This is a genomic window from Arthrobacter sp. MDT2-16 (assembly GCF_054510925.1).
In genome coordinates this window covers 132402-148266 of record NZ_JBTNDP010000004.1, presented here as the reverse complement: position 1 = coordinate 148266, position 15865 = coordinate 132402, and the positions used below count along the sequence as shown (strand labels likewise).

16 protein-coding genes are annotated in these 15865 nt (G+C 68.4%); 2 read left to right on the top strand and 14 right to left on the bottom strand.

What is annotated here, in order from left to right; all coding sequences use genetic code 11:
• Window positions 1–4: 4 nt before the first annotated feature.
• Window positions 5–307, top strand: a complete 303-nt coding sequence (locus ACX80N_RS09340) for a GNAT family N-acetyltransferase (RefSeq protein ID WP_105031299.1) — start codon at window positions 5–7, stop codon at window positions 305–307.
• On the opposite strand, the gene ACX80N_RS09335 is transcribed toward ACX80N_RS09340, so the two are convergent.
• Entirely contained in the window at window positions 304–882 is a 579-nt protein-coding gene (locus tag ACX80N_RS09335) for a TetR/AcrR family transcriptional regulator (protein ID WP_459339146.1), read from the bottom strand. The genes ACX80N_RS09340 and ACX80N_RS09335 overlap by 4 nt on opposite strands.
• Before the next feature lie 95 nt (window positions 883–977).
• Here ACX80N_RS09335 and ACX80N_RS09330 point away from each other — a divergent pair, with 95 nt between their 5' ends.
• On the top strand, window positions 978–1811 hold the full coding sequence (locus ACX80N_RS09330) for an alpha/beta fold hydrolase (protein ID WP_459339145.1): 834 nt from the start codon (window positions 978–980) through the stop codon (window positions 1809–1811).
• 156 nt (window positions 1812–1967) lie between these two features.
• Here ACX80N_RS09330 and ACX80N_RS09325 read toward each other — a convergent pair whose 3' ends face one another.
• The 13 genes from ACX80N_RS09325 to ACX80N_RS09265 all read right to left on the bottom strand — a co-directional run bounded on the left by ACX80N_RS09325 (window position 1968) and on the right by ACX80N_RS09265 (window position 15678).
• Window positions 1968–2729: an SDR family NAD(P)-dependent oxidoreductase gene (locus tag ACX80N_RS09325; RefSeq protein WP_459339144.1), complete on the bottom strand. Its 762-nt coding sequence runs from the start codon at window positions 2727–2729 to the stop codon at window positions 1968–1970.
• Between the two features lie 26 nt (window positions 2730–2755).
• Window positions 2756–3757 (bottom strand): acetamidase/formamidase family protein, encoded by a 1002-nt coding sequence (locus ACX80N_RS09320; protein ID WP_459339143.1) that lies wholly within the window; start codon window positions 3755–3757, stop codon window positions 2756–2758.
• A gap of 99 nt (window positions 3758–3856) precedes the next feature.
• The gene (locus ACX80N_RS09315) at window positions 3857–4345 is read right to left on the bottom strand and encodes an SRPBCC family protein (protein ID WP_459339142.1); all 489 of its coding nucleotides are present in this window, start codon (window positions 4343–4345) and stop codon (window positions 3857–3859) included.
• Window positions 4342–4686, bottom strand: coding sequence for an ArsR/SmtB family transcription factor (locus ACX80N_RS09310; RefSeq protein WP_459339141.1), 345 nt, complete (start codon window positions 4684–4686; stop codon window positions 4342–4344). The genes ACX80N_RS09315 and ACX80N_RS09310 overlap by 4 nt, the downstream gene beginning before the upstream one ends.
• Window positions 4687–4813: 127 nt before the next feature.
• Window positions 4814–6040 carry a glycerophosphodiester phosphodiesterase family protein gene (locus ACX80N_RS09305; protein WP_459339140.1) on the bottom strand — a complete coding sequence of 409 codons (1227 nt, stop codon included), beginning with the start codon at window positions 6038–6040 and terminating at the stop codon, window positions 4814–4816.
• A 156-nt stretch (window positions 6041–6196) separates the two neighbouring features.
• On the bottom strand, window positions 6197–7411 hold the full coding sequence (locus ACX80N_RS09300) for an NAD(P)/FAD-dependent oxidoreductase (RefSeq protein ID WP_459339276.1): 1215 nt from the start codon (window positions 7409–7411) through the stop codon (window positions 6197–6199).
• Between the two features lie 288 nt (window positions 7412–7699).
• Window positions 7700–8089 carry a hypothetical protein gene (locus tag ACX80N_RS09295; RefSeq protein WP_459339139.1) on the bottom strand — a complete coding sequence of 130 codons (390 nt, stop codon included), beginning with the start codon at window positions 8087–8089 and terminating at the stop codon, window positions 7700–7702.
• A 123-nt stretch (window positions 8090–8212) separates the two neighbouring features.
• Complete coding sequence (locus tag ACX80N_RS09290; RefSeq protein ID WP_459339138.1) at window positions 8213–8947, bottom strand: glutamine amidotransferase; 735 nt, start codon at window positions 8945–8947, stop codon at window positions 8213–8215.
• A complete protein-coding gene (gene yicI / locus ACX80N_RS09285) occupies window positions 8944–11298 on the bottom strand; it encodes an alpha-xylosidase (protein ID WP_459339137.1) in 2355 nt (784 codons plus the stop codon). The genes ACX80N_RS09290 and yicI overlap by 4 nt, the downstream gene beginning before the upstream one ends.
• A gap of 2 nt (window positions 11299–11300) precedes the next feature.
• On the bottom strand, window positions 11301–12197 hold the full coding sequence (locus tag ACX80N_RS09280; protein ID WP_459339136.1) for a carbohydrate ABC transporter permease: 897 nt from the start codon (window positions 12195–12197) through the stop codon (window positions 11301–11303).
• Complete coding sequence (locus tag ACX80N_RS09275; RefSeq protein WP_105031171.1) at window positions 12197–13153, bottom strand: carbohydrate ABC transporter permease; 957 nt, start codon at window positions 13151–13153, stop codon at window positions 12197–12199. The genes ACX80N_RS09280 and ACX80N_RS09275 overlap by 1 nt, the downstream gene beginning before the upstream one ends.
• Window positions 13154–13238: 85 nt before the next feature.
• Window positions 13239–14546 carry an ABC transporter substrate-binding protein gene (locus ACX80N_RS09270; RefSeq protein WP_105031172.1) on the bottom strand — a complete coding sequence of 436 codons (1308 nt, stop codon included), beginning with the start codon at window positions 14544–14546 and terminating at the stop codon, window positions 13239–13241.
• Window positions 14547–14661: 115 nt separating this feature from the next.
• Window positions 14662–15678, bottom strand: a complete 1017-nt coding sequence (locus tag ACX80N_RS09265; protein ID WP_459339135.1) for a LacI family DNA-binding transcriptional regulator — start codon at window positions 15676–15678, stop codon at window positions 14662–14664.
• Window positions 15679–15865: the final 187 nt, after the last annotated feature.

Sequence of the window (15865 nt, the reverse complement as noted above, 5' to 3'; positions counted from 1 at the left end):
CATCATGAGCACCGAGAACACCACCGACAGCGATGTACAGGTCAGCAACAACGAGGCCAAGAGCCGCTACGTCGCCACCCTCGACGGCGAGCAGGCCGGCATCGCCGCCTACGAACGCTCCGGGAGCACGATCACCTTCACGCACACCGTGGTGGACGAGGCGGTCGAGGGCCACGGCGTGGGCAGCACCCTGGTCCGGTACGCGCTCGACGACGCACGTACCGAGCACCTCACCGTGGTGCCGCAGTGCGAGTTCGTCGCGGCGTTCATCGAGGAGCACCCCGAGTACCAGGACCTGGTGGGCTAGGCCGCCCTGCTGCTCCTGCCGCCCAGCGCAGTATCGATCAGCACCTCGGCCGCGCTCCGCGCCTGCCGTGCGGCGTCGGTCGTGCCGGCGATCGCCGCCGTGGTCTGGGCGCCCTCCGCGAGGATCGAGAGCTGTGGCGCCAGGTACGGCGGCGCACCCGCCTCATTCGCGAGGCGCACAACGTAGTCCTGGAATGACGCCTTGTGCTCCCGCGCGTACTCGGCCACCTCGGGACTCACGGCGCCGAGCTCGGCGAAGCTGTTGATGAATCCGCACCCGCGGAACGAGTCCTCACAGAACCACTGGGCGAGGTAGTCGAAGATGGCGAGGAGGCGCTCGCGCGGTGTTGCGGCCTGACGGACCGTGGCCTCGAGCCCCTCGGCCCAGGACCGGTGACGGCGTTCGAGCACTGCCATGACGATGCTGCCCTTCGACGGGAACTCCTGGTACAGCTTCTTGAGCGAGACGCCTGCCGCCGCACGCAGCTCGTCCATCCCGACGGCCTGGATGCCGCGCGCGTTGTAGAGCTCGTCGGCGGTCGCGACGATGCGGGTCCGCGCCTCGGAGATATTCATCCGTCCATTCTACTTGAAAAGAGAACGAGCGTTCTATACGCTGTGAGCACCGAGCGAGAACGAACGTTCTCCCCTCTCGAGACAAGGACTGCATCATGGCTTTCATCACTGTCGGCACCGAGAACAGCACGGACATCGAGCTCTACTACGAGGACCACGGAGCGGGCCAGCCCGTGGTCCTGATCCACGGCTATCCCCTGGACGGCGGATCCTGGGAGAAGCAGACCGCGGCACTGCTGCACGCCGGGTACCGCGTCATCACGTACGACCGCCGCGGGTTCGGCAAGTCCAGCAAGCCCACCACCGGCTACGACTACGACACCTTCGCCGCGGACCTCAACACCGTGCTCGAGACCCTCGACCTGAACGACGTCGTCCTCGTGGGCTTCTCGATGGGCACCGGCGAGGTGGGCCGCTACATCGGCACCTACGGCGAGGCACGTGTGGCGAAAGCGGCCTTCCTCGGCTCGCTCGAGCCCTTCCTGCTCCAGACCGACGACAACCCGACGGGTGTGCCGTCCACGGTGTTCGACGGCATCCGCAGTGCCGCGATCGAGGATCGCTACGCCTGGTTCAGCAACTTCTACAACGACTTCTTCAACACCGACGCCTTCCTCGGGAACCGGCTCAGCGAGGAGGCTCTGCGCAACGCGTGGAACGTCGCCGCGGGCTCGTCCTGGTACGCCTCCTTTGCTGTCGTCGACTCCTGGCTGACCGACTTCCGCTCCGACGTCGAGAAGGTGACCGTGCCGGCCCTGATCGTCCACGGCACGGAGGACCGCATCCTGCCGATCGACTCGACGGGCCGCGAGTTCACCAAGCGCCTGCCCTCCGCCGAGTACGTGGAGATCGAGGGCGCACCGCACGGCATGCTCTGGACGCACGGCGCTGAGATCAACGAGATCCTGCTCCGGTTCCTCTCCAAGTAACCGACCGAATCCAGCAAGCGAACCGAACGAAGGGCGCCGGTGCATCCGGCGCCCTTCGCCGTTCGGCATGCGGCGTGCAGCGCGTCGTCCGGCATCCGGCGTGCAGTGCCAAACGCCAAGCACCAAGCACCAAGCACCAAGCACCAAGCACAGGGTCTACAGCTGGATGCCGCGGGTGAGTCCGCCGTCGACCAGGATGTTCGCGCCGGTGGTACGGGCCGACCGCGGGCTGGCAAGGAACACGACCGCGTCCGCGACCTCCTGCGGCGTGCCCATCCGGCCGGTCGGGTTCAGCTCCATCGCCGTGGCGAAGAGCTCCGGGTCCCCCTGCTCGATCCCCTCCCAGACGCCGCCGGCGTGGTAGGTGTTCCCGGGCGAGACGGTGTTCGCCCGGATACCCTGCTCCGCGAGCTGGAAGGCGAGTCCCGCCATGTAACCGATGAGAGCCGTCTTCACCGTGCCGTAGGGGCCCGAGGCGAAGTCGACCTCGCGGCCGGACACGCTCGAGATCGCCGTGATCGAGGGCAGGGCGCTTCGGGCGAGATGGGGCAGAGACGCCTTGACGAGGCGCACGGTCCCCATGAGGTCCACGCGGAGGCTGGCCTCCCAGTTCTCGTCGGTGTCGGCGATCGCGAGGGCGCTCACGTTGCTCACGACGGCGTCGATCCCACCGAATTCCGAGGCCACGGTGTCCACCCACGCGGTGAGCGCCGGTCCGTCGCCGACGTCGATTACGTATCCCGTGACGCGTCCCGGCAAGGAGGCGAGCGCCGCCTCGGTGGCCGCCACCTCAGCGGCATCACGCGCGCAGAAGGCGACATCCGCTCCTTCCCGGGCGAAGGACTCGACGATGGCGCGGCCGATGCCCTTCGTGCCACCCGTGACGAGGGCTGTCGCGCCGGTGAGGTGCAGGTCCATGGGTATCCTTCGGTCGGGATCGGGAGTCAGCGCAGTTCCGCGGCCTGCCGCCGGAGGTGGGCGTGGAGCCCGCCGTAGGCATCCGCCGTGGGGAAGAGCGCCTTGGGCGCCTTCACCACCACGCTGTAGTTGACGTCGACGGCGTTCGCGATCGGCGCGAGCGCCGTCTGGGTGAGGAGCTGGTAGGCGTCGAGTGGGTGCAACCCGAAGAGGTCACCGAACCAGCGGACCATCTCCAGCTGTCCGATGCGCCAGGAATCCTCCATCGGACGCGAGGACCCGACGGCCATCCAGTGGTAGTCGGTCTCCAGGCGCGGCCATGCGGGAGCGCCGCCCTTGATGAGCTCCACGATGATGGTCGAGTGCATGGCCCCCTCGACGGCGGTGCCGCACGCCTCACCCTCGCCCTGGCGGTAGTGCCCGTCGCCGATGGAGAACAGGGCGCCCTCCACGTTGACGCCGAGGTAGACCGTGGTGCCGGCTTTCACATCGGGGGCGTCCATGTTGCCGCCGAACCGTTCGGGCACGAGGGCGGAGCGGACCTCTCCTCCGGGCGGAGCCACCCCGATGGTCCCCAGCATCGGCTCGAGCGGCAGAGCCACCTCGAAGTCGCCGAGCCGCGACTGGAAGCCGACCGTCCGCCGCTCCGTGTCGACGTGGTAGATCCAGGTGATGTCCGGCAGGGGCTCCTGCAGGGTGGCCGTGCGGTCCGTGCCGGTCAGTCCGCCGAAGAAGGGGATGGTGGCGGAGGCACCGTAGGAGCGAGCCGGCGTGAGGTCCACGACATGGAGGGCGAGGGTGTCACCGGGCTCGGCGCCCTCCACGTAGAACGGGCCGGTCTGCGGATTGACGAAGTTGAGGTCCACCTTCTCCCCGGACACATCGTCCACGGAGGTCAGCGCGTTGTTGAAGGCGTCCTCGGTCCAGAGCCTGAGCGCCGTGCCGGGCTGCACCGTCAGGACGGGCGCACTGCCTCCGAAGGTGTACACGAGTTGGTCACGCCGCGGGTGATACTCGATGATCTCCATGACGGGATGCTACGGGGAGGCCCCAGCCCGGACAAGGGCCGGGACCGCCCCACGCTCGCGCATCAGGTCGTGTGCCGAGCCGCCCCGGCAGCCCGCTTCTCAGCTCGTCACGGAGAGTGAGGACAGCACGACGTCGAGCCGCTCATAGCCCTCGTTGACCCCGACCTCCATGCCGCTGCTGATCATCGCGTCACGGGCCTCGGGGGCGAGGAAGGCAGACCGGCCCGAGCACCGCGTCCGGCCGTCCCCCAGGTCCTCGAAGGTCATGCTCTCGAGACTCACCTGATGCGGAGCGCCGTCGAACTCGAAGGTCTGGATGATCCGCTCGGGGGCCACGACGGTGTGGAAGATGCCGCGGAAGCCGTAGGCGCCGCCGTCGTCGTCGCGGTGCACGTAGGAGTAGGCGCCACCGGTGACGGCGTCGAACTCGCGGATCTCCGTGGTGATCCGGTGGGGGCCGAGCCACTGGCGCACGAGCTCCGGTTCCGTGAAGGCGCGGAACACGAGATCGCGGGGTGCGTCGAACTCCCGGACGATATCCACGAACGACTGGCCGGGCTGTGCGGTGATGGTGGTGGGATTGCTCATGACTGATCCTTGCTGTGCTGGTCCTTCAGGGTTGCGAGGACGCCGTCGAGCCGGCGGTACTGCCGCTCGGCCTCCAGGCGGTAGGTGTCGATCCAGCCGGTCAATGCTTCGAGGGCAGCCGGGTCGAGATGGCAAGGGCGGCGTTGCCCGTCCCGCGTGCGCGTGATCAGGCCGGCCTGCTCGAGCACCTGAATATGCTTCGAGACGGCCTGCTTCGTGATGGTGAAGGGTTCCGCGAGCTCGTTCACGGTCGCGGAACTGCGCGACAGCCGCGCCACGATGGCCCTGCGTGCCGGGTCGGCGAGCGCGGAGAAGGCGGCATCGAGAGCCTCGTCCCGCATGATCCACCTCCTTGTTGATCAACTTATCGGTTGATTATCTGAGTTTAGACCCGCCGTTCAGGTGGGACAAGGGGGCGGACTCGACGACGGCGGCGCCTCAGCGCCGCCGTCGTCCCTTCGCGGGCGGTCAGTTGGCGTAGACGTCGACCAGGCGCAGGTCCGGCGACCACAGGCCCAGGGAATCGCCCGTGTTGTTGAGTACCGACGCCGTCAGCCCGTTGAAGTAGGCCGAGGACGAGCTGGTGCCCGGGCCGGTGTGGACGCGCAGTTCGGTGCCGGGCTGCAGGGTGTACCCCTCCCCTACCCGGAGGATGTTGTTCGCGGCGTCGCGGAGGAAGTAGCCGCTGACATCCACGGCCGAGCCCGACACGTTCCGCAGCGTCACGTACTCGCCGCCCTCGGGCCGGACGTCGTCGCCCGCCGGGTTGTTCACGGCTCCGCTGATCTCGACGGCCGCTCCCGGGAAGACGGGGATCCCGCGGAGGTACCGGCCGTTCTGGATGGGGAAGTCGGTGGTCACGGCGTCGACGCCGAGGTCCACGACGGCCTGCACGGCCTCGGGTGAGTTCACGGTGTAGACGCTCATGACGAGTCCGGCGTCCTTGACGCGGGCGACGTCCTGCGCGGTCAGGCCACGGTAGTTCGCGCCCACGGAATCGACGGAGCCGGCCCACCGGGCCAGCACCTCGGCGCCCGGCACCACGCCGGTGAGCTGCTGCAGCGGCACCTCGGGGGCCAGTGCGGCGAACGTCCGGTTCGAAGCCTCGTCGAAGCCGATCACCTGCACCTTATCGGCGGCGACGAGCTTCTGCCATGCGGGGTCGGTGCGCAGCTCGTCGGCCACCAGCGCCTCGACGCCCGGCGAGTTCCGGGGCGACTTGATCTCGATGTACACGCCGGTGGAGCGGGTCGCGATGGCCGCGGCATCGTCGAGGTGCGGGATCCGCTCGCCGGTGAAGCGCACGTCGAAGTAGGAACCGGCGTCGAGCTGCTGCAGTTCGGCCCAGGTGAAGGACGTGATGGGATCGCCGGCGCGACCCGGGAAGACGTCCTCCACGTTGGTGGTGCGGGCGGGGGTGTCGTCGTGGAAGAGGAACGGGACGCCGTCGGCGCTGAGCTGCACGTCGATCTCGATGAAGTCGGCCCCGGAAGCCCGGCCGTCCTTGAAGGCGGCCACGGTGTTCTCGGGCGCCGTCCCCCCGGCGCCGCGGTGCCCGACCAGGACGGGTCCGGCTGCGGGCTGCTTCGTGGCGGACCGGGCTTCCGCCGTGGAGGCGGTCGTGGGGACGGCGAGCAGCGAGAGTCCGACGGCGACGGCGGCCGCCGAGCGGATGGAGCGGACGATACGGGGCATGGGATGTCCTTCGGGTGGAGGATGCGGGAAGCGCTGCGCGCTCGCTCCGATCCAACCGGCCGGATCCGACGTGACCGTCAACGGCGGGTGAACGCCCGGTGTCGGCTCGTCTACCCACCGGCACCCGACCCACGCGGCCGGCGGTGCCTCAGCGCATCAGGCGCGGCCCTTGAGGATGAGGTTCCAGTAGACCTTGGGCAGCACGATCCGGTCGGCGACGTACGTCAGCCTCCGCTCGCGCGCCAGGTTGTTCCAGCCCGGGATGGTGGGCATCGGCGAGTACTTGTCGTCGAACTCCGAGAAGACCACGGTGCCCCGGCTCACCACGAAGGGGCACGCGGAATAGTGGTTGTACTTCGCGGTGGGCTTCCTGCCCTTCAGCACGGCCTTCAGGTTCTTCGCGAGGACCTTGGTCTGCATCCTCAGCGCAGCGCCGGACTTCGAGTTCAGCGTGGACGCGGCATCTCCCAGGGACCAGATCTCCGGGAACCGCGTATGCCGCAGGATGACGGGGTCCACCTCCACGAAGCCGCCGGGGTTGCCTGGCGACGGCAGGTCCGTGGTCTTCAGCCACTCGGGGGCGGACTGCGGCGGGACGGCGTGCAGGACGTCGTAGGCCAGGGTCTCGGAGGCGCCGCTCACGGTGTTCGTGAGGTCCACCGTGCGACCCTCGGGGTCCACGGACGCGAGCTCGGTGCTGTACCGGACCTCGATCCCGTACTCCTCGATCTTCCGGCCGAGTTCCTCGTCGATGATCTCCATGCCGAAGATGGTGGGGGTGGAGACGGCGAGGACCACCCGGATGTCCTTCAGGACGCCCTGGCGCCGCCAGTAGTCGCACGCGAGGTACATGGGTTTCTGCGCGGCACCGTCACATGATGCGGGTCCTGGCGGCTGCGTGAACACGACGGTGCCGTGCGTGAGGTCCTTGAAGAGCTTCCAGGCCTTCGGTGCGAGCTCGTACTCGTAGTTCGACGCCCCGTGCGGCCCCTCCATCGCCTGCTTCAGGCCCGGGATGGCGGTCCAGTCGTTCTGGATCCCGGGGCAGACCACCAGATGGTCGTAGGTGACGGCGGAACCGGACTCCAGCAGCACTGTCCGCGCGTCCGTGCTGACATCCGTGGCCTTGTCCTGGATCCAGGTGATCCCGCGGGGCATCACCGCGGACTGCAGCCGGACGGCCTCGAGGGCGTCGGCGGTGCCTCCGGCGATGTGCGAGAACAGGGGCTGGTAGAGGTGGCGGCTGCGCGGCTCGATCACCGCGATGTCCTTGACGCGGTACCGGCGGAGGCGCCCGGCGAGGGACACTCCGGCATTGCCGCCGCCGATAATGAGCACCCGGTGGTGCCGCTTCTCGCCGGGCGCGGGGATCACCGGCACCGTGCGGGCCGCTGGAGTGGTGCTCGTGCTGGAACCGATGGCAGCTACCTCTTCCGTGTCGCCCTGTCTGTTCCACGACAGTACAGCGCGGCACCGACGCGCGACAGGAAGTGTTCACCGGGCTGCACCTGTCTCCGACGAGGGATGCGATGCGGTACGCACCCACCGGATACGGCGCGGACTGTAGGGCGGGACTCCTACGCAGCTGGGGACGGGAGCGAGACGGATGCGATGCGGTACGGACCCGCCGGATACAGGGCGGCCCGTAGAAGCAGACTCCTACGCAGCTGCGGAAGGAGGCGGGACGGACGCGGGCAGGTATGTAGCGGGCATGGCAGGCACGGACGGAGAGACGGACGGGTGCAGCAGGTCACCCGCGGCGGTGACGTCCGGGGTCCCGTGCGCGAGGGCGACGAGCAGCAGGTAGAAGGCGACGAGGCAGAGCCCGACGGCGACACCGGACGGCCCTCCGCGGCGCCGGACTTCCCCGCGCGGGGACCCAGGGGCGGGATCGGCCTCGGCAGGCTCCTCGGAAGGGACCGGCCGGCGTTCGAAGAGCTCGAGTTCGATGCGCGCCCGCGTCAGTTCGGCACGCAGCTGGTCGGCACGTTCCGCTGCGCGGTCCGCCTGCTCCTGCTGCGCCTCCCGCTCGCGCCCTGCGGCCTTCATCGCCCCTGATCACCCACTCCTCGATCGTAGGGTGCATAGGCGCGGACGACCCTCAGCTTTGCGACAGGATCAGCGCAGACCGGTACACCGCAGGCGCAGGCGCTCGCGGTGTACCGGTGACCGTCAGTCCCGGGCGTACCGCGTGACGAACGTGCGCAGGATGACGTGGGGCTGGTCCACCACGGTGGCGCGCGCCCGCTCCATGTACTCGTCGGCCTGCTCCGCCGGGAAGTACCCCGCATGCCGATAGGTGTCGATCCTGCCCACGAGCGCCTCGACGTCGAGCTCCGGATGGAACTGCGTGGCGTACACGTTCCGGCCCACACGGAACATCTGCACGGGACACGTGGCCGACGACGCGAGTAGCACCGCCGATCCCGCCAGCGTGGCACACGCCTCCTTGTGCCCCACGTAGGCGGCGAACGACGACGGCAACCCGGCGAGCAGCGGATCGGTGGCACCGTCCGCGGTCAGCGTGACCTCGACGGTACCCACCGGCTCCGCATAAGTGGTGTCGATGACGGCTCCCTGGTGACGACCCAGGGTCCCGACGCCGTAGCACGCACCGAAGAACGGGAAGTCCTCGGCGACCACCCGGTCCAGCAGCAGCCCGAGCTCGGCCTCCACCCGCAACTGGACGGCGCTCTTGGACTCCTCGGGATCGGAGGAGTTGAAGGGACTCCCGCCGAGGAAGATCCCGGAGTAGTCCGCGAGGTCCAGGGCCGGAAGTGGCTGCGCTTCCACGCGGATGCGCCACAGGTCGTCGTCGTCGAGCCCGCCGTAGCGCAGGAAACTGCGGTATTCGGCGTCGGCCGCATAGTCTTCGGCACGGGTACCCAGCAGGAGGAACGGTTTCACCCTCCGATGCTACTGGTCCCCAGCTCCGCGGCGCCGTCGTCGGACGCCACCTCCCCGCCCCCGGCGAGGCGGGCGCGGAACGCGCTGCCGTCCGGACCCGTGATGCGATAGCCCGTCGCGGAGCGCGACACCCGGAACTCGCCCCCGGTCCCTGACGGGGTGGCCACGCGGACAGTGGTGCCGTCGGTCGCACCCGGGTAGACGGTGATTAGAGGGTCGTCCAGGTAGTCGTAGTCGGGGCGGTCCGAGGTGCTGCCGGTGACGAGGACGGCGCCCCCGCGCACCCACAGGGGCAGGCTGTCGAAGCCGTGCGTCTCCCGCCGCCATGCACCACCGGTGACCACCTCCCCGGTGAGCAGTTGCGTCCACGTCCCGGCGGGGAGGTAGTACTCCACCACGCCGTCCGCGGAGAACACGGGGGCCACGAGCAGGTCGGGGCCGAGCATGTACTGCCGGTCGAGGTGGGCGACGGCGGGATCGTCGGGGAAGGCGAGCTGCAAGGGCCGCATGAAGGGCGTACCCCGCTCATGCGCCTCGAGGCCCACCGCGTAGAGGTAGGGCATGAGGGAGAGCTTCAGTCGGGAGAAGACCCGGGTGACGTCGACGGCGCTCTGACCCTCGGGCTCGCCGCCCGTGTCGAACAGCCACGGGACGCGGTAGTTGGTGGAGCCGTGCAGGCGTGAATGGCTCGAGAGGAGGCCGAACGCGAGCCACCGCTTGAACACGGCCGGATCCGGGGAGCCCTCGAATCCACCGATGTCATGGCTCCAGTACCCGAAACCGCTGAGTGCGAGGGACAGCCCGCCGCGCAGCGTCTCGGCCATCGATTCGAACGACGACGAGTTGTCGCCGCCCCAGTGCACCGGCATCTGCTGCCCGCCCGCAGTCGCGGACCGGGCGAAGAGGACCGCCTCCCCCGTCCCGCGGACCTCCTCGAGGACGTCGAACACGGCCCGGTTGTAGAGCTGAGGGTAGAGGTTGTGCATGGTCTCCGCCGGCGTGCCGTCGTGCCAGCGCACACCGAGCGGGACGCGCTCTCCGAAGTCGGTCTTGATGGCATCGACGCCCTGGCCGAGCAGTGTGCGGATCTTGTCCTGGAACCAGGCGGTGGCGTCCGGGTTCGTGAAGTCCACGAGGCCCATGCCCGCCTGCCACAGGTCCCACTGCCACACCGTGCCGTCGTCGCGCTTCACGAGGTAGCCGGCGCGTGCTGCCTCGTCGAACAGCTTCGAGCGCTGGCCGATGTACGGGTTGAGCCAGGCGCTGACCCGCAGGCCCTTGCCGTGCAGCCGTGCGAGCATGCCCTCGGGGTCCGGGAAGACCCGCGGGTCCCACTCGAAGTCCGTCCAGTTGAACTCCCGCATCCAGAAGCAGTCGAAGTGGAAGACGCTCAGCGGCAGATCCCGTTCGGCCATGCCGTCGACGAAGCGCGACACCGTGGCCTCGTCGTAGTCCGTGGTGAAGCTCGTGGACAGCCACAGCCCGTAGGACCACGCGGGCACCTGTGCGGGACGTCCGGTCAGGCGCGTATAGCGCTCGAGGATGTCGGCCGGCGTGGGACCGCAGATCACGAAGTACTCGAGTGTCTCCCCCGGCACCGAGAACTGCACGCGTTCCACGGCCTCGGAACCCACCTCGAAGGACACGTGCTCGGGGTGGTTCACGAACACCCCGTACCCGCGATTGGTCAGGTAGAACGGCACGTTCTTGTACGACTGCTCACTGGAGGTGCCACCGTCGGCGTTCCAGATGTCCACGGTCTGCCCGTTCTTCACGAGTGGGCCGAAGCGCTCCCCCAGGCCGTACACCAGTTCGCCCACACCGAGGGAGAGCTGGGCGTGGAGGTACGACGGCGACGGCGCGCGCCCTGTCTCGGTCACCCCGGCGACGCCGGCCGGCTCGGCGGTCACGGGGGCGTCCGGCGCGAGACCCATACGGCCCACCGACTTGTGGCCGCTGGAGGTGAGCGTCCGCCCGTCCGCCTCGAAGGACAGGTTCCACGGCGCCCCGCGGCTGATGCGTGCAGTCAGTGGCCCGGCGGTGAGGACACCGCCGTCGTCGTCCGCCTTCGCCGCGCCGAGCCCGTCCACCGCACCGACGAGCTCGAAACCCCGGTGCGGGGTGTCGCCGCGGTGGTTCTCGATCCGCACGCCGATCACGCCGTCGAGCGGGGTGCTGAGCGTGACCGTCAGCAGGGCTCGGTTCAGCGTATCGCCGCGGCGCCCGATGACCCTGGTGGGGGCCGAGACGACGAGGCGCCGGTAGTCCACCGCCTCGATGTCGTAGGCCTCCTGCGCGTACTGCGCGTCGACGCCGGGGCGGACATGCCAGAATCCATCGGTGAATTTCATGGTTACTTGACTGCTCCTGCGGTGATGCCCCGGGTGAGGGTGCGTTGGAAGATGAGGAAGAAGATGAGCGTCGGAAGAAGTCCGAGGAGGGCTGAGGCGCTCGTGGTGGTGACGTCCATGAGGCGATCGCCCTGCAGGACGGTGATCGCCACCGGGACGGTCTGGTTGTCGTTGCCCACCAGGAACGTCAGCGGGATCAGGAACTCGTTCCAGGTCCAGATGAAGAAGAAGATGAGCAGCACGCTCAGCGTGGGCCGCGAGATGGGGAAGATGACCCGCCACAGGATCTGCCAGCGGCTCGCGCCGTCGAGCGACGCCGCCTCCAGCAGCTCCTTCGGGAACGTCCCGTACACCGACGCCAGCAGGTAGGTGCCGAACGCGCTCTGGATGACGGTGAAGATGATGATGACGGCCCATACGCTGTCGTAGAGGCCCACCTGCCGGAACATGAAGTACAGCGGGTAGAGGAGCACCTCCTGCGGCAACATGTTGGCGAGCAGGATCAGCAGCACCAGCCAGGTCCGTCCGCGCACCCGTCCGATGCCCAGGGCGAAGGCGTTGAACATCGAGATCCCGACGGCGAGCACCGCCACGACGGCGCTGATGAAGAAGCTGTTCCAGAGCTTCCGGGGAAAGTCCACGCGCTCCCAGAACGCGGTGATGCCGTCGAAGTAGAGAGCCGAGGGCAGGGACAGCGGACCGCCCTGCGCGTAGTCGGTGGGCGACTTGAAGGAGTTGGCGAGGATCAGCAGGAACGGGACCGCGATGAGCAGCCCGATCAGGACCGCCACGGCCAGGATGAGCCAGTCACCGACGGTCTTGCGGGACCGGCCGGAACGCCGTCGTTGGCGGGGTGGTTCCTGGACCACCTCAGGGGCGGTCAGGGTGGGAACGGCCATCAGCGTGCCTCCTCGCTGCGCTCGAGCCTCGTCTGCACGAGGACGAAGATGATGCTGACGGCGGCGATGACCACTGTCAGTGCGGTGGCGATCGTCGCCCCGTAACCCACCTGCTGGGACTGGAAGAACTCGCTGTACGCGTAGTACGCGGGCACGATCGTGGAGGTGCCGGGTCCGCCGCCGGTCAGGGCATAGATGGGACCGAAGACCTTGAGTGCGGCGATCGCGCACGTGAGGGTGACCACGAAGATCTCGGGCCGGATGATGCTGACGGTGATCGCGCGGAAGCGCTGGAACCAGTTGGCGCCGTCGAGCTCGGCGGCCTCGTAGAGCTCGGGGTCGACGCGCTGCAGGGCCGCCATGAAGATGACCACGGGGTAGCCGAGCTGCACCCAGACCATGATGACCATGATGCTCGGCAGCGCGGTGTCGGGGTCGCCGAGCCAGTTGCCCTGCAGGCCGCCGAGACCCATGGCGGCGAGCACCTGGTTCAGCGCGCCGTTCTCGGGCCGGAGGATCCAGCCGATCACGATCGCCGCGATGACGCCGGGGAGGATCTGCGGCAGGTAGTAGGTGGCCCGCAGGAAACTCGCGAGGCGCCCGCCGAACTTCCGACCGATGAGGTCGAACAGCATCGCCGCGAGGACGAGGCCGAGCACCGTGGGCACCACCACCATCGCGACGATCATGGCGACGGAGTTGCGGAACGAGGTCCAGAACGTGGTGTCACCGAAAAGCTCCACCCAGTTCTCGAGGCCGATGAACTCCGGCGGGCGGATACCGCGGTAGGAGGTGAAGGTCAGGTAGACGTTCCACAGCAACGGCACCACGATGACGAGCGTGAGCAGGGCGAGACCCGGCAGCAGGTAGAACCAGAAGGAATTGCGGCTGGAGCCGGGGATGAGACTGGTGGTCGGGCGCGCAGTGCGCTCCTTCGACCGGGTTGCGATCGCCATGGGCGTGCACCTTCCAGGGCAGGGGTCAGGGGCCCGACCGCGCCGCCGCCGGGAGTGACGGGGCGCGGCCGGAGGGATGCTTCGGTCAGCCGACGATGTCGTCGACGCCGCTCTGGTACTGCTCGCCGATCTGCTGCTGGAACTCCTCCGGCGACTTCGTGCCGTTCATCAGCTCCTGGAGGCCGGCGTTCAACTCGTCGTAGAAGGTGGGCGTGGGCCAGTCCGGGTAGAAGGCGATGCCGTCCTTCTCGGTGAGGGCGTTGAAGTTCGAGATGAGCTCCGAGCTCTTCTCGTCGGTGATGTCCGCCGGATCGGCGGCGACCGGGACGCCGCCGTTGTTGCCGATCAGGTTCTGGATCTCGGGGCGCATGGTGATGTCGATGAACTCGTAGGCGAGGTCCTTGTTCGCCGCGTTCTCCGGCACGGCCCACATGTTGCCCGCGGACCCCGGGGCGAGCTCGGCCTCGGGGAAGAGGAATGTGCCCCATTCGAAGCCGGTGGCCTCGGTGGTGAACCGGTTGTGCCACCAGCTGCCCGAGAAGAAGATCGGGTTGGTGCCGTTGATGAAGGCGGTGCCCGCATCCTCCGCCGTCGAGCCGGTGGCGTTGGTCGAGATGTAGCCCTTGTCGGTCCAGTCCTTCACCGTCTCCGTGGCGAACGAGACCTCCTCGCCCTGCCAGTCCACCGGGTTCTTGTAGAGCTGGTAGTCCTCGACCCAGCCGCGGTCCGCCTTCGTCAGGGCGAGCTGGTACCAGAGCTGGCCCAGCGGGTACTCGGCAGCTGACTGCGCCATCGGGGTGACACCCTGGTCGGTGAAGGCCTGCAGCACCTGCTCGAATTCGGCCAGCGTGGTCGGTACCTCGAGGCCCGCCGCGGTGAACATGTCCTGGTTGTAGTAGACCTCGACGAACTCCCCGTAGTTGGGGACGCCGAACCAGCTGCCGGAGCCCATGATGCCCTGCTCGTCGTACTTCGCCGTGGTCTGCAGCGAGGGTGCGAGCTTGTCGTCCCACCCGTACTGCTCGACGGCGTCGTCAAGGTTGGTGAGCAGGCCCTGGCTGGAGAGCAAGCCGGCCGTCGCGTTGCCCTTGTTGTACTCGAGGAGATCCGGGGCCTCGTCCGAGTTCAGGACCTGGCTCGCGGTGGAGCGGATCTGCTCGAAGCTGCGTTCCTCGAACTCGACCGTTGCGCCGGTCTCCTCCTCGAACACCCTGATGGCCTCGGCCCAGGCGATGCCCATGGCGCTCGTCTCGCTCTCGAAGTGCCAGAGCTTGAGGGTGTCCCCCTCCCCTCCCGACCCGGGGTCCGAGCCCGAGCCGGAGCTCGAGCAGCCCGACAGGGCGAGGGCTGCGGCCGTCAGGGCTGCCCCCAGGATCATTCTGCTGTTCTTCATCGCTACTCCCTTGTAGTGGCCGGACGCCCTCTGGCGGGCGGCGCTTGTCGAAACGTTTCGATAGATGGACGCAGGACCCTCGGAGCGGAACCTGACAGTGGACAGGAGACCGGCCCTAGGGGCCCGGTCGGGGTGCCGCGACCGAGCCGTGATCGCGGTATCTGGGCGCGACGAGCTCGACGCGCGGGGCGACGGCGCCGTCGAGCTGCTGGACTGCGAGCTCGACCGCACGGGTGCAGGAATCCGCCGGGATGAGCGGTATGACGTTCAGTGGCGGGGTGAAGGCGGAGGTGTCGAAGGTCGGCACACCCGCGATGATGGACAGGTCGCCGGGGATGGACAGGCCACGCCCCGCTACGGCGTCGAGGAGTGTCTTATGGACGCCCTCCTCCGCGTGGACCACGAGTCCCGTGGGCGCCGGATGGGCGTCGAGGAGCTCGGCCAGGGCGGAGCGGACTTGAGCCGCCTCCTTCTCGACCATGGTGAAGGACGCGGCGACCTCGCGTTCGGCCGCCCGGCGCAGGAACCCGTCCCGGAAGCGCATGAGGAAGTTGGAGCCTCGCTCATAGACGGCCGCCGGGTGTCCGAGGAGCGCCAGGGAGGTGTGCCCGGCATCGACCAGCCGATCGACGGCGAGACCCGCCGCGGCCTCGAAATCCAGGTCCACGCAGACCAGGCCCTCCGCGTTCCGGGGCACCCCGATAAGGGCCGCAGGGACACCGAGCGATCGCACGAGATCTGCGCGCTCGTCGTTGATAGAGACGTCCAGCACGATGATGCCGTCCACGAGCCTGCTCGAGGAGACACGACGGAGCCCGTCCGTCGCCTCGTCCTCGGTGAGGAGCAGGACGTCGTAGTCGTACTTCCGGGCCGCCGTGACCACGGACAGGACGAATGCCATGTGGGCGGGCGCATAGGTGTCGCTCCTCAGCGGCGCCGTGAGCGCGAAGATCCGGGTACGCGTCCCTGCAAGCATCCGGCCGGCAGCGTTCGGCATGTAGTCGAGTTCGCGCACCGCGTCATCGATGCGCAGCCGGGTCTTCTCACCGATGGGGCGCTTGCCACTCAGAGCGTAGGAGACGGTGCTGATGGACACACCGGCGACGCGCGCGACGTCGTGGATATTCGCCATGCCGACTCCTGTGTCCGCTGGGATGAGGGCGTCGCACCTGCTCCGACGACCGGTCGTCTAAACGTTTCGACGACCGATGGCCAGTACGCTACGGCACACTGACCGACAGGGCAAGGGTTTTGCAGCCCTGCGGAACAAATAGTCCCGGGTCGGCACACGAACAGGCCACCGGGATCTCCCGGTGGCC